General features: G+C 38.5%; 20 protein-coding genes. 4 read left to right on the top strand and 16 right to left on the bottom strand.

Features of this window, described 5'->3' with window-relative positions; genetic code table 11:
* Positions 1 to 67 precede the first annotated feature (67 nt).
* The 4 genes from tnpA (at position 68) to K5Q34_RS04490 (ending at position 2,077) form a co-directional block, all read left to right on the top strand.
* Positions 68 to 502, top strand: a complete 435-nt coding sequence (gene tnpA, locus K5Q34_RS04505) for an IS200/IS605 family transposase (protein ID WP_253214084.1) — start codon at positions 68 to 70, stop codon at positions 500 to 502.
* Positions 503 to 802: 300 nt separating this feature from the next.
* The gene (locus K5Q34_RS04500) at positions 803 to 967 is read left to right on the top strand and encodes a hypothetical protein (RefSeq protein ID WP_221864571.1); all 165 of its coding nucleotides are present in this window, start codon (positions 803 to 805) and stop codon (positions 965 to 967) included.
* Positions 964 to 1,281: a PadR family transcriptional regulator gene (locus tag K5Q34_RS04495; protein ID WP_024408398.1), complete on the top strand. Its 318-nt coding sequence runs from the start codon at positions 964 to 966 to the stop codon at positions 1,279 to 1,281. Before K5Q34_RS04500 ends, K5Q34_RS04495 begins: the two co-directional genes overlap by 4 nt.
* 1 nt (position 1,282) lies before the next feature.
* Positions 1,283 to 2,077: a hypothetical protein gene (locus tag K5Q34_RS04490; protein ID WP_172115155.1), complete on the top strand. Its 795-nt coding sequence runs from the start codon at positions 1,283 to 1,285 to the stop codon at positions 2,075 to 2,077.
* 319 nt (positions 2,078 to 2,396) lie between these two features.
* Here the strand turns inward: K5Q34_RS04490 and K5Q34_RS04485 are convergent, their stop codons facing one another.
* The 16 genes from K5Q34_RS04485 to K5Q34_RS04415 all read right to left on the bottom strand — a co-directional run bounded on the left by K5Q34_RS04485 (position 2,397) and on the right by K5Q34_RS04415 (position 11,643).
* Positions 2,397 to 2,489: a type I toxin-antitoxin system Fst family toxin gene (locus tag K5Q34_RS04485; RefSeq protein ID WP_109371243.1), complete on the bottom strand. Its 93-nt coding sequence runs from the start codon at positions 2,487 to 2,489 to the stop codon at positions 2,397 to 2,399.
* Between the two features lie 951 nt (positions 2,490 to 3,440).
* The gene (locus tag K5Q34_RS04480; protein ID WP_024407482.1) at positions 3,441 to 3,650 is read right to left on the bottom strand and encodes a BOW99_gp33 family protein; all 210 of its coding nucleotides are present in this window, start codon (positions 3,648 to 3,650) and stop codon (positions 3,441 to 3,443) included.
* Between the two features lie 112 nt (positions 3,651 to 3,762).
* Positions 3,763 to 4,215 (bottom strand): type II toxin-antitoxin system HicB family antitoxin, encoded by a 453-nt coding sequence (locus K5Q34_RS04475; RefSeq protein ID WP_172115153.1) that lies wholly within the window; start codon positions 4,213 to 4,215, stop codon positions 3,763 to 3,765.
* Positions 4,216 to 4,253: 38 nt separating this feature from the next.
* On the bottom strand, positions 4,254 to 4,436 hold the full coding sequence (locus tag K5Q34_RS04470; RefSeq protein ID WP_024402467.1) for a type II toxin-antitoxin system HicA family toxin: 183 nt from the start codon (positions 4,434 to 4,436) through the stop codon (positions 4,254 to 4,256).
* A gap of 184 nt (positions 4,437 to 4,620) precedes the next feature.
* Positions 4,621 to 5,007, bottom strand: coding sequence for a sigma-70 family RNA polymerase sigma factor (locus K5Q34_RS04465; protein ID WP_172115151.1), 387 nt, complete (start codon positions 5,005 to 5,007; stop codon positions 4,621 to 4,623).
* Positions 5,008 to 5,369: 362 nt separating this feature from the next.
* Positions 5,370 to 5,870: a hypothetical protein gene (locus K5Q34_RS04460; protein WP_024407484.1), complete on the bottom strand. Its 501-nt coding sequence runs from the start codon at positions 5,868 to 5,870 to the stop codon at positions 5,370 to 5,372.
* A 69-nt stretch (positions 5,871 to 5,939) separates the two neighbouring features.
* Positions 5,940 to 6,380 carry a hypothetical protein gene (locus K5Q34_RS04455; RefSeq protein ID WP_172115149.1) on the bottom strand — a complete coding sequence of 147 codons (441 nt, stop codon included), beginning with the start codon at positions 6,378 to 6,380 and terminating at the stop codon, positions 5,940 to 5,942.
* 333 nt (positions 6,381 to 6,713) lie between these two features.
* On the bottom strand, positions 6,714 to 8,237 hold the full coding sequence (locus K5Q34_RS04450) for a DNA primase family protein (protein WP_172115147.1): 1,524 nt from the start codon (positions 8,235 to 8,237) through the stop codon (positions 6,714 to 6,716).
* Positions 8,234 to 9,100, bottom strand: a complete 867-nt coding sequence (locus K5Q34_RS04445; protein ID WP_172115145.1) for a primase alpha helix C-terminal domain-containing protein — start codon at positions 9,098 to 9,100, stop codon at positions 8,234 to 8,236. Before K5Q34_RS04445 ends, K5Q34_RS04450 begins: the two co-directional genes overlap by 4 nt.
* Positions 9,097 to 9,369, bottom strand: a complete 273-nt coding sequence (locus tag K5Q34_RS11760; protein ID WP_105257014.1) for a transcriptional regulator — start codon at positions 9,367 to 9,369, stop codon at positions 9,097 to 9,099. The genes K5Q34_RS04445 and K5Q34_RS11760 overlap by 4 nt, the downstream gene beginning before the upstream one ends.
* Positions 9,362 to 9,712 carry a hypothetical protein gene (locus tag K5Q34_RS04440; RefSeq protein WP_136670076.1) on the bottom strand — a complete coding sequence of 117 codons (351 nt, stop codon included), beginning with the start codon at positions 9,710 to 9,712 and terminating at the stop codon, positions 9,362 to 9,364. The genes K5Q34_RS11760 and K5Q34_RS04440 overlap by 8 nt, the downstream gene beginning before the upstream one ends.
* A 60-nt stretch (positions 9,713 to 9,772) precedes the next feature.
* Complete coding sequence (locus tag K5Q34_RS04435) at positions 9,773 to 9,979, bottom strand: hypothetical protein (RefSeq protein ID WP_172115143.1); 207 nt, start codon at positions 9,977 to 9,979, stop codon at positions 9,773 to 9,775.
* 3 nt (positions 9,980 to 9,982) lie between these two features.
* Entirely contained in the window at positions 9,983 to 10,180 is a 198-nt protein-coding gene (locus tag K5Q34_RS04430; protein ID WP_024407492.1) for a hypothetical protein, read from the bottom strand.
* Entirely contained in the window at positions 10,140 to 10,370 is a 231-nt protein-coding gene (locus K5Q34_RS04425) for a hypothetical protein (protein ID WP_024407493.1), read from the bottom strand. The genes K5Q34_RS04430 and K5Q34_RS04425 overlap by 41 nt, the downstream gene beginning before the upstream one ends.
* A complete protein-coding gene (locus K5Q34_RS04420) occupies positions 10,360 to 10,635 on the bottom strand; it encodes a hypothetical protein (protein ID WP_024407494.1) in 276 nt (91 codons plus the stop codon). Before K5Q34_RS04420 ends, K5Q34_RS04425 begins: the two co-directional genes overlap by 11 nt.
* Positions 10,636 to 11,019: 384 nt before the next feature.
* Complete coding sequence (locus K5Q34_RS04415; RefSeq protein WP_024407495.1) at positions 11,020 to 11,643, bottom strand: Rha family transcriptional regulator; 624 nt, start codon at positions 11,641 to 11,643, stop codon at positions 11,020 to 11,022.
* Positions 11,644 to 11,645 lie beyond the last annotated feature (2 nt).

The following is an 11,645-nucleotide window of genomic DNA, read 5'->3' as shown; positions in this document are numbered from 1 at the left end:
TTCAGGTTAGATAAAGGAGGAAAAAGAAATGGCTAAAACCAGTTACAGTTTATCACATACCAAATAGATGTGCAAATATCACATAGTTTTCACACCTAAGTACCGTAGAAAATCCATTTACTACAAAATAAGGCAGGACTTAATTGATATTTTCCGTCATCTATGTCGATACAAAGGCGTGGAAATCATTGAGGGACACATGATGCCAGACCATGTTCATATGCTTGTCTTGATACCCCAAAAACTTTCGATTTCCGATTTTATGGGATATTTGAAAAGTAAAAGTGCTCTAATGATATTTGATAAACACGCTAATTTGAAATATAAGTATGGAAATCGAAAGTTTTGGGCTAGAGGCTACTATGTTAGTACCGTTGGGCTGAACGAAAAGACAGTTGCGAAATACATTCGCGAGCAGGAGAAAAATGACATTGCACTTGATAAATTGAGTGTCAAAGAGTATGAAGATCCATTTTCAGATGGCAGTTTTAGAACAAGATAAAAGCCCGTTGTTACGGGCATTAGTCAAGTAATTATAGCACTAACCTGAACGAAGTTCAGCGAACGTCTTTAGACGTCGCTGGAGAGAAACGGCTTATAGTCAGTGTACAAGCTACCCGTTTTCACGGGTGGTTATGACTTTCTTTACAAATTTTAACTATTTTGTTTTACAAACTAGCTACCTTGTGTTAGACTATAGATACAAAGCTAATAGGTAAAACAAACTAGTGATAGAAGACAAAGAAAATCACTTTTATTTTTATCAAACTAGTTGGTATTACAAACTAGGTGGGGAGGCAGTATGAAACTGGATAAGAAAAGCCGGGAAAATTGGAAACTGGCAGCTATCACGCTTGTGACGGCCATTATAACAGGCTGGGCCTTGGATTCTATTTTGATCTTAGGCATCATGTTGGCGTCAGGCTTGCTGTTTGGATTTTTTGCAGAGGAAGAGGAGGGGTTATGAAAGAAACACAGATGCTGAAAGGTGTCCTAGATGGCTGTGTTTTGCAGATAATCAGCCAAAAGGAGATTTATGGTTATGAGCTGGTCCAGGAGTTGAGAAATCAGGGCTTTGAAAACATGGTCGGAGGGACAGTCTATCCCCTCCTTCAGAAGTTAGAGAAAAATAACCTGATTTTTAGTCAGAATAAGCCCTCGCCAGACGGGCCAGATAGAAAGTATTTTTATCTGACAGACCAAGGAAAGGCTTATCTAGAAGATTTTTGGAGCCAGTGGACGGAATTGGTCCAAAAAGTTCAGCGATTGAAAGGAGAATAAGATGAGCAAACAAATGGAATACCGCAAGCAGATTGAAGTGATTGAAAGCCAATTGACCAAGGAAAACAAGGAGTATATGGGCCGTATCAATGGTTATATGATGATTGCCTCTGTGTTTCACAAGCAGGAAGAAGCAGTGACTGCCCAGCTCTTATCCATTTACCAAGATGTTCTGGAAGCCCAAAAAGACGGGCTTTCGTCGGAGGATTTTCTGGGTAAAGACAGCAAGCAGATGGCGGATGACCTACTCAGCTACCTCCCTCCGATTGGTTTCAGGGAAGTCGCAAACCTGAGTGGCCTCATGCTCATTATTTACCTTGGTAGCCAATGGCTGATGGATTTTGCAGGGACAGGAACCATCTCCCTCAACTGGCTGGACTTGATCTGCGACGCGGTACTTAGCCTCCTCCTCCCCGCTGGGATTTTCCTCATCATTCGCGGTTTGATTTACCAGACCAGCAAAATCAAGGTTTGGGCAAGTTTTCTCTGCATCCCCCTTCTTTTTCTCGTGATTTGTGGACTTCGTCTCTGGGCAATGCCCAAGGAACCTGACCTTGTCTTGACTGGCTGGGGGCTTCTAGTACCACTCACCTTGCTCGGTCTCGCTCTGCTATTTTTCCAAAAGGAAAAATTAGTCCGCTATGTCTTTTTACCGACCTATCTCTTTATGATTGTTGGCGGTGTGGTAAATATGGTCATGACCGTTCCAGTTTGGCTCAATCTGATGTTGGTCATTCTTCCAGCTATGGCCTTTTGGATTGGAACTGCGGTTTTGTTGGTAAGGAAAAAGAAATAGAAGGCATATTTTGGTATAATAGAGTGAGGTTTATAGGGTTCGATTGATAGACTGGAAATAAGAAGTCACCTTCGGCGCGTTATGCTAGCCCCTCGTGTCAGGTAAACTGCGGTGGTATTCTGATACTAGACTATATTTTGCCAATTCAGAGATAGTCTATGAATCGCTAACGTAAATAAACCATTTGACAATTGAATAAAGGGGTGCTATACTCTAAGTAATGATGATGAGAGTTCCAAAGGAACACAAAAAGCCCCCAACGTTGCAGCGTTGAGGGTTTTCTTTTTGGCTCTAAGCTTTTTCAAGCTATGCCCTAGGGTTATTTGTTGCGTGAGTTGAGCCAATACTCAAACAATGCTGTCAGGATAGATACCAGCAAAGGAGCAACAAACGTGATGATAAAAAGTTCCATTAGAACACTTCACCCCCTTTCTATCCCAAAGGGGCAAGGAAAGTATATCAGAATACCGATTGACCTTTCAATCGCTCGAATTCATCCCTATTTGTTTCTTTTTAATCAAATTATGGATATTTTCTGCTTTCTAGCAAGAAGCACCCCTGTATAAACGGAATATCCAGTAAAATCGGAGACAGAAGATGACCTGCAGAAAAAAGATGCTGTTTCATATTACGAAAAATTATCAATAACCTTTGGGTGAACAACTTTCTAAATCAATGCATTACAAGGTTACAGAAACCTTATTAAATCAAGATTTATAAACAACAAAGGAGTAAAACCATGACATTTGAAGAGATTCTTTAGAATGTCTAGGAAAGGCTTGAAATAGGCGTTTGTGGGCTATATTTTTGTGGACTTTTAGAAAAATTATAGTCATAAATTTTCTTTAACAGTCTCCCAAAGTCCACAAAAAGGTGAACAAAAAAAGACCTAAAATAGGTCAATAATTTACGAGTTCAGCAGGCAAGAACTAGCGTAGTCATCAGCTACGCTTTTTTAGTTTCTTTTGCTTATCTGATAGGCTTATTATATCAAAAAAGGGAGAGCATGACCTCATGGGCTAACTCTCCCAAAACGGCTAGACTATGCAAGCCTCCAGCTGTGGATATATTATAACACGTATTAACCCAGTTGTTGGTAACCATTATTAGCAATTTGGGGATTTTGTACAAATTTCAGTTAAAAACTTTCTACATTGTTGGCAAAATAGCTATTTTGATAAAAATAGTGGTAGTCAACCACTAGATGATAACCACAAATCTACCGTATTTTGGTTTTATCAATCGTAAAGTGAGTAGCTTAAAAGCGCGTGGTTATCAATTTTGTTGACCTTAACAAGTCAATTTCAAGCGATTATCACGCGGAAATCTACTGTATTTTACTGTTTCCTACTGTATCTGGGTGCTATAGCTTACCCTTTTCTATCTTCTCTCTAATTATCCTAGCCCATATATCATAAAAAGGATGTCCATCTGGAATAACAGGGGGATTTTTAGCAAATTCTTCTTGTGATAAGGTGGTTTCTTTGTCTAATATTGTGCCGTCTGCTAGTTCAGTACCTTTAGGGACAATGTGGGTTATTATTGGTGTCCATTTTTCTTTAGGTTTAGCCATGTTAAAATTACTCCTTTATTGTGTAAAAATACAAAATAGGGCTAACCTCACACCTTAGCAGTTTATCTGTTTTAGTGTACTGGTTTAGCCCTATCATATAAGTTAGATAGTGTTAAGCATGAATTTTCTTATCTGCAATAGCGTCTGTTAGGGTTTGTGAAAAATTCAATCCTAGCTCACGCCCTAAAGTATCCGCCCAACGTGGGATAGTTAGAGTTTTCTTTATAGGTTCTTGGCTACCTAAATACTCGGCAACGTCAACCATAACCATAGAGATAAAAGACTTATTAGGGTCATAGTTTAGCTCTATATCCTCATCATCACGGAAAGGGTTATTATCTGCTAATGATAGAGTGTTAATAGGGGTAGGAGTGGGAATATCTCGCCCATTCTCAATATAATCAGCTAGATGAATCCCCAACCAATCACTAGCCATTGCCATAGCGTCTGCCATATCTTCGCCCTGAGTTGCTGAATGTTCAAAGTCTGGGAAAGTGACAAAATAAGGGGAGCTAGCTCCGTCTGTATCGTCATAATAAAATAAAGCTGGATAAGTGACAAGCATAGTTTACCTCCAAAATAAAGACAAGCTGGGGACTGTCTTTATAACAGCCCTGCTTGCTTTTTGATACCCCGTTCAGTGTATTTGTTAATTTCACCGTGGGGAATGGTTATAGGTCGCTCGCCTGCTTTTTCAAGTTTAACGTGCGACCCCTTACCTCCTTTGGTCTTTATCCAACCGTGGGCGGTAAGAAGTTTAACCATTTCTTTTTGTGTCATAGGCATAGCGCTTTTACCTCCTGACAAGATTATTATATCATACGTGTTACACGTATTCAAGTAAAAAGAATGATAATTTGTCTAATGTTAGTTATCAAAAATAGCCCCTAAAATCGTTTCTAAGGGCTTTTAGTTGCTGTATGGTTAATTTATCGGTCAAGGCTAAACACGCGCCAAAATAGGGCTTATTTTAAGTCTCTGGCTGTTCTATTTTTATTAGTAACTTTTCTAAGTTCTTAATAGCTTTTTGTCTAATGCTAGAAACTTCTCTATCATCTTTTAGACCACTTGCCTCTACTAGATGCTTGGTTTTTACTCCTTCGATATATTGTAAGGTTAAAATTTTACGTTGTTTCTCGTCTGATAACTGATTGATTAAGTCCGCCATATATTGCCGTCTAGCTGTGATTTCTCTGATAGCTGTTAATATCTCAGTTTCTTGTGGGGCAAGCAGTGCTGGTTGTGATTTGAATTGTTTCCTTACCTGTACTAGCTCGACTTCTAGGCTTTCAATGAATGGCTTTAAGTCTCTAGCGTTTCTTAGTTGCTCGTTAATTGTCATATTGATTTCAAACATAATTTAATACCTCGATATGACTATGATTATATCAAAAATAGCGCGTGTTCTTTGGTTCGTCCTTTGTTCGATTGGGCATTTTCTCGCTGTTCCCTCGTTGTTCAAGCACTCAATCCAGCACGTAATACATACTAAAATATCATCATTATTTATTGACCTAATCTTGTTAAAATCTTGCTCTGTACCTAGCCATAATCTCATCAGTTTTTAGAACGCTTTGCTATCTGTAAAATAAGGAACGTTCCAAACTATGCACCCTAAAAATATGGCAATAGTACTATTTAACGCCTCTGTTAAGTCAGTTTATTTGTTTGGGAAATAACGGAACGCTCTTTATTTGTTTATTTTATAAATGCACCTTGCTATTTTAGTCCACCCAACCAATAGCTCACCCCTTTATCTAAATAGCTAGTAAACTTTCTGTAATGTCTCCAGTATGTTTTAGACCTCATTCTTTTTGGACGGCTAGGAAAATTATCATAATCAACGTACCCTTTTTCTGGATAGTAACAGGGGTCTATCTTTCTAGCCTCTTTGAAAGCAAGTTCAAAATAATACTGGCAGTCTGTTTTACTACGGTTCAAAGTTGCCCTATGCCTATCTTGACAAGTACCGCAAGCAAAGATAAGGCTATTTTTGAATAGTTTTCTACACCTCTTTTCACAAATAGGACAAAGAAAGAAGTAGCGGACACCTCCATAAGTTCCAGGTATGCTGGTTAGGTTTATCTGTTGGCTATCGTAGTAAATAGTTAGGTTATTAAGGTCAATAATGATACCTACCCCCTTTAACTTACCAGATATTTTTGATAAGCTTTTTTGTTTCAGTGGTTTGGTTATGCTTTCTATGGTCAATTCAATCATTTTCCCCTCCCTTATTGGCAAAACCCAAATTTATTGATTAAACAACAGAAGAGGCGCGTGCCTCTCTGTTCAATCTTTGGCTAGTAGCCCACTGACTGCCATATCTCGGATAAATTGTTTTTCAGTTTCTTCTGGTAGCTCTAACAAATCTAGTAACTCACCTAGTGCCTGTTTGTCTGTGTTGGCAATCATTTTTTTTAAGCTGTTTTCGTATTGCTGTTCTAGATAGTTGCAAAATGCTAATCTTTGGGCTTGTGTTGGTGATAGGTTTAAAGTCATATAACAAGCCTCAGCTACCTGTGAGAATAGCTTAGCACGCGCCTCTGGGTGCTTGTACAGTTCATAGATATTTAGACTTGTATCCTCCGCCTGTAACTTTTGGGCTATTTCCATTAGTTTAGGAATATCGCTAGGATCAATAGGTGTATCACCAGCCATATAATTTAAGCGGTGCTGTTCAAGTTCCAGTCTGTCTTTTTCCGCTTGTTCTAGGTAGTGGTTTTCAGTCATTTTTAGTCTCTCTTTCTTATTTTAAGATAAATTATGTAAACTTTTGCTGTTTGTGACCATCTTTGAAAAAACTTGGTCACACCTTTTAAGCTAGTAGTACCAAGGGTTTAGGTGCTGTCAAAATCTTGTGACCGTCTTTTGAAAAATTATTTATATAGAAAAGATGAAATGATTTCCAACTCCTATATATATAAATAAAAAAGATGGTCACACGGTCACATTTATAAAAAATAAAGGGAAAAAGTCAGTATTATCAAGGGTTTCAGCGTGTGACCGTCTTTGAAAATCTTGGTCACAACTTGGTCACACGGTCACAAACTTTGAACCCTCTTACTATTCTATGTAATCTCTATGTATCCCTTTTGGTACTCCGCCTAGTTTTCTGCCATAAAATTCGTTTGGATCTAATATTTCATAATCTTCTATTGGTACTCGCCCAGATTTTATTGTATAAGTACCGTCGCTTTCTTTGTTCAGTACAGCAAGCATTTTCTTACCGTAACCGTATAGGTTAGCGTTCTTAATACCCTCATCCTCTGTAAATTCTTCTAGCCATTGCTTGATAATGGGTAGTGGTACATGTTGCAACTCATGATAACCGTTAGGGATATAAGTACCAACGACAAAAGAATAATAAAAATCGTTGTCCTCTTTGTATTCATCTAACATGTCTTTAACTGCTTTAGGTTCAATGAATTTATCAAACTCTGCCATATTTAGGATTTTATAGAGTACCCACTCTAAAAGCTCTTTGTTTTTAATAAAGTCGTCTTTGATTTCTGGGCGCTCCACTGTGCCATTAAAATCAGCGTTAAAGGGTACGATACATAACCGCCTATACCAGCCTTGTGACTTGTTTCGACTTCTAGGGATACCATTTCCGGAAAAGATACATAAAAGGCGATAAGTAGCCTCATAGGGCTGTAAATGTTTAGGGTTTACTTGGATAGTATCGCCTGTAACAATACTCATTAGGTCAGAAACACTATCAAGGTATTTATCAGAAATATCATCACCAATATTACAAACTTTTCCATTAAGGGCTGAAAGTAGGTGCTGTTCTTGGAATTGGTCGGGTTTTAGGTTGCTGATGTTTTCCTTGCCTATCAGATTTTCTAATAGGGCTTGAAATGTCCCTTTTCCGTTGTTACCATCTCCAGTTAAAATGACCATCTTTTTGCGCGTGCGGTTGGGATTGATAGCCTCGTTCATGACTTGCCAAAGTAGTGTGATGATTTCTTTATCGCCACAAGCAAGAGTACCTAACCACTTATCAAAATCAAACCAGCCACCAAGTAAAGGCTTTTGAGCCTCTGGGTTGTATGCTGTAGTTATTTTTGTTGTGATAACATGTTTAGGGCTGAATGGTTCTAATTGTTTGGTATGTAAGTTAAAGATACCATTTCTGACTGGTATTAGATAGCTTTCCTGCATAGGGGGCTTGATTTTTGTTTCTGTCCTTAGAAATATAATCACTTCTTCGGTAAATCTCTTAGATGTTAGTCTGCTGTCAAATTTTAGAATAAGTTTATTGACTATATCACGGCTAGCGATATAATAGCCTAGGTCTAAATGGTAAAAATATAGCTGGCTACTATCGGTCAGCTTACTATATCCAATAAAGGTAAAGTAGCAATTTCTAAGTAAAATATTAGCCACCTCAGCAACACTAGGGCGTGGTATTTTGGTTTCTACCTCGCCTTTTCTGTTGCCTTTGGTGATTTCCTTTTCCTCTTTGTGTTCATCTCGCCATGTCTCACCTAATGACTGTAACAGTTGGTATAGTTCTTTCATGGTTTGGGGCTTTTTAATCTGTTTAGCATTATCTAATTCCTGTTGTAATTCATTGATATTCACATTCTCGACCTCTTTCTAATTTCAGATTTTACAATACTTTCAAAAGTTCTATCTAGCTCTCTTTGTGGTATGGGAGTATTAGTAACGCTATTAGCTATCTGTGCAAGCTCATAGGCTGTTTCTACGTCACAATCAACCCATTCATTAAGCAGCAGCCCCACAAAGCGCGTGAGTGCTATGTTACGCCCTCCCTCGTCTCCAAAGCCATGTAACAGGGTATCTATCACGCGCATTGTGATAGATTTCTGACCGTTGGTTTTAGGTGTGTAAGGAGTAGTGCTCTTTTGAGTTGCTCGGTTCTGCCTTGCTTTTGGTACTGGATAATCTTCCCCATGGTTAATATAGCGCAGATATTCTTCTGGGTCGCCTGTGGTTACAGGTAAGCCTTGTAACTGTGACCATGTAAGACTTGCCATATCAAACGGTAACCCAACCTTATCCGCTATCTCCTTGACTACCTGCTTATAGGTTGTCTCATTCATGTTATGGCTAGGCTTTACTACAAGCCTATAACGGGGCTTTTCTGCGGTGTGTTTGATAGTTGGGTAAATAATATAACTATACTCCCAAAGTCGCTCAGAAACGGTTTTAGGTAGGTTCACGCCTGTATCTATCTCATCATAATCTAGGAAAATCAAATCACGATAAATAAGACTTGCATTGTTTCGCTTATAGCTACCGTTTTTCTCTGGCGTGACTTTACCACTTAAACAGTAGGGGGCTTGTGTTCGCTTATATTCTTCTAAATCAGTACCTTTAGGGACTTCCAAGGGTTTAAAATTAGAGATATATTCAAAAGGTTCTAGCTTTCCCTTGTATGGATAAAGTAAAGACCCAAAGCCACGGGTTTCATATATTGTCATTTCTCAGCTCCTAAAAATATTAAAAGGTCGTCGATTTTATAAAAGACTTTGCGCGTGTCCTCGATAGGAGGAGTTAGCCTTTTCAAACCTGCACGCTCCCAACGTTGCAAAGTTTTATAATCTACATCCAGCTCGTCTTTTATCTGTTTGGGAGTGATTAAGCCTGTTATACGTGGTTTGGGCTTTAGATAATTTTTTAGAAATTCAGATATAAGCTTTAATATGCCACGTTTTAGACTATTTTCGCTCTCTTTGCTTAGGCTAAACATTCATATCAGCCCCTTTCAGTAGTTTCTTATAGCTGTCAAGGTCAGCATTTAACAAAACACTTAGGCGCTTTTGTTCTTCTTGTACTTGATTGTAAAAGGCTTTAGCGCCATCTAATAGCTCCGCCTTATCTGCTGGGATAAAGTAACCACGATTAAAGCCATGTCTTACGCCAATGATAGGGACACCGTAGCGCGTGATTAAACGGCTAATGATACTTTGTACTGTCCTTTCCTCTAACTTCAAAATAAGGGCTATCTCTGCCCCTGTGGTAGGGTTGTCAGCTCCTACTTTGATAAGATTAAGCACGCGCCTATAATTCTCTGGTAATGGTGGTAGTGTCATTCTGTTACCTCCGTTTGCCTGTCTGGGTAAATGTCTATTGTGTAAATCATAAAATGCCTCCTAGTTAAATTTCTTACCAACAAGCCATACATAAGCCCCATAGCGCTCTTGTGCGTGGGCTGTGGTGTTTTCCTCCACCTTGTCAGTTTGTGGACTAATATCAAGCTCAATATAGCTTTCATAACGCCATAACAAGACGAGAATAGCCAAACATACGACAATCAAGATAATACTTTGTGTTGGTGTTAGATATAGTTCATTTTGCATGTCTTACCTCGCTTGATAGTTGTCAATATAGTTTTGTCGCTGGTCAGAGGTCATAGATAAATAAACACTAACTTCTTCGTGTGTCACTTTTTTATCTACAAAATCCTCGATAAACTGAAATAGATTAGGAGTATTTTCTTTTACCTCTGCTAGAAGTTCATCAAATTCTTGTTGTGTCATGTCGTTTAAATTCATTACCATACTCCTTGAAAAATTTATCTGATAATTCTGTGTGTTCTGAAACAAGATGCTTTAGCCCATTGGTTGCTACTGTTACAAGGGATATTGCTTTATCTGGGTTAATATCACTAATAGCTATCTCTAAAGTACTGATAACATTTTCTAACTCAGTACATAGCAATTCATAGTTACTTAAAATCTTATCGTTCATGTCGTCTAATAACCTCCAATTCTTTATCATCATCACAATTTATCAACTTACAAGCGATTAAATCTAAGTCTTTATATAGCTGTTCAGTCATTTCAAAAATAACGCTAAATGCTTGTTTTGTTTGATGATGTAAAATAGTGCTATCTGCTCCAGCGTTATCAGCAAGTAATAAAGCATTGCCTAGCTGTTGGATAATTTCAATTCGTGGGAGCAACTCAGCAATTTGGTTGCCCTGTTGCTTAATGTTTCGTGTGCTTAATGCCATATTTTGATACCTCGTTATCATATTTTTCTGTGTAATTGCCTCATGCTCTCGGTCGCCCAACTTGTAAGCATAGGCTGTAATAGGTTCTTTTCAAATTGGTTTCTTGCGTCTGTCATTTTAAGAGTTATGTCTCTCCGTATGGTCAATATACTTAAATCATGCTATAATCTAAGTATCAATAAATTACTAAAATCCCTTTAATAACGGCTTGCCTGCCCTATTATTGTGATTTAGTTTAATTGTGTGAAAAGGCTTGGAACTTTGGTCGGTTGTATAAGCCTTTTTTGTTGCTCTCACGCGCCTGCTGGGTGCGTTTTTAATCATCTTCTGGGTTATCTGTTATAAATGCCCATAGTAAAAGGTGTAGTAGTGCTGTTAGTATGCCTATTGTGCTACCTCCGTTTTCTGTCTGAATACCATTGTTTTAATATCTTGGTAACTCATGTCTAGGTTAATCATAGCGATAGCCATATCCTCCAAGGCTTGGTATCTGACTAGCTCAGCACTTGTTAAGCTGTCAATGCCGTTATGTCCGCCACGTTGTGCCATAAGTTGCTTTTTATTCAATCCGCTAGCGCCTTTTAGTAGCAAATTGTTAACGGTTGGGTGTGCATGCTTGGGAGCTTGTTCCCATGTTTCTATGCTATCGTGTAAAGTCTTGCGCTTGGGCTTCTCTAGTGCCCTCTGATAGCGAAATTCTGCCACCTCTTTACGTAACTCAAAGAATGCTTTAACTAGGTTCTTTTTGAACTCTCTTACAGGTTCGGTATTTTTGAGATAGGTTATCAGCAAAGTAGCCTGTTGCTCATTCAAAATATAGGATTTTTTAGGCTGTCCTCTAGTGTCTAATTTATGGATTTCAAATCCAAGTATTCCTAAAGCCTCAAAATCTACTTTATGCTCTCTGATTAAGCGCGTGATGGTGTGGTGTTGTACCTCTGCGCATTCAGCGATAATCTCGCTGGTTGTGTACGGCTCTTTCTTGCCGTCCATGTAAACTAATTCCATGT

Source organism: Streptococcus sp. 2018110, from assembly GCF_019754115.1.
Classification (GTDB): Bacteria; Bacillota; Bacilli; order Lactobacillales; family Streptococcaceae; genus Streptococcus; species Streptococcus hashimotonensis.
This window is presented reverse-complemented; position numbering and strand designations above follow the sequence as displayed.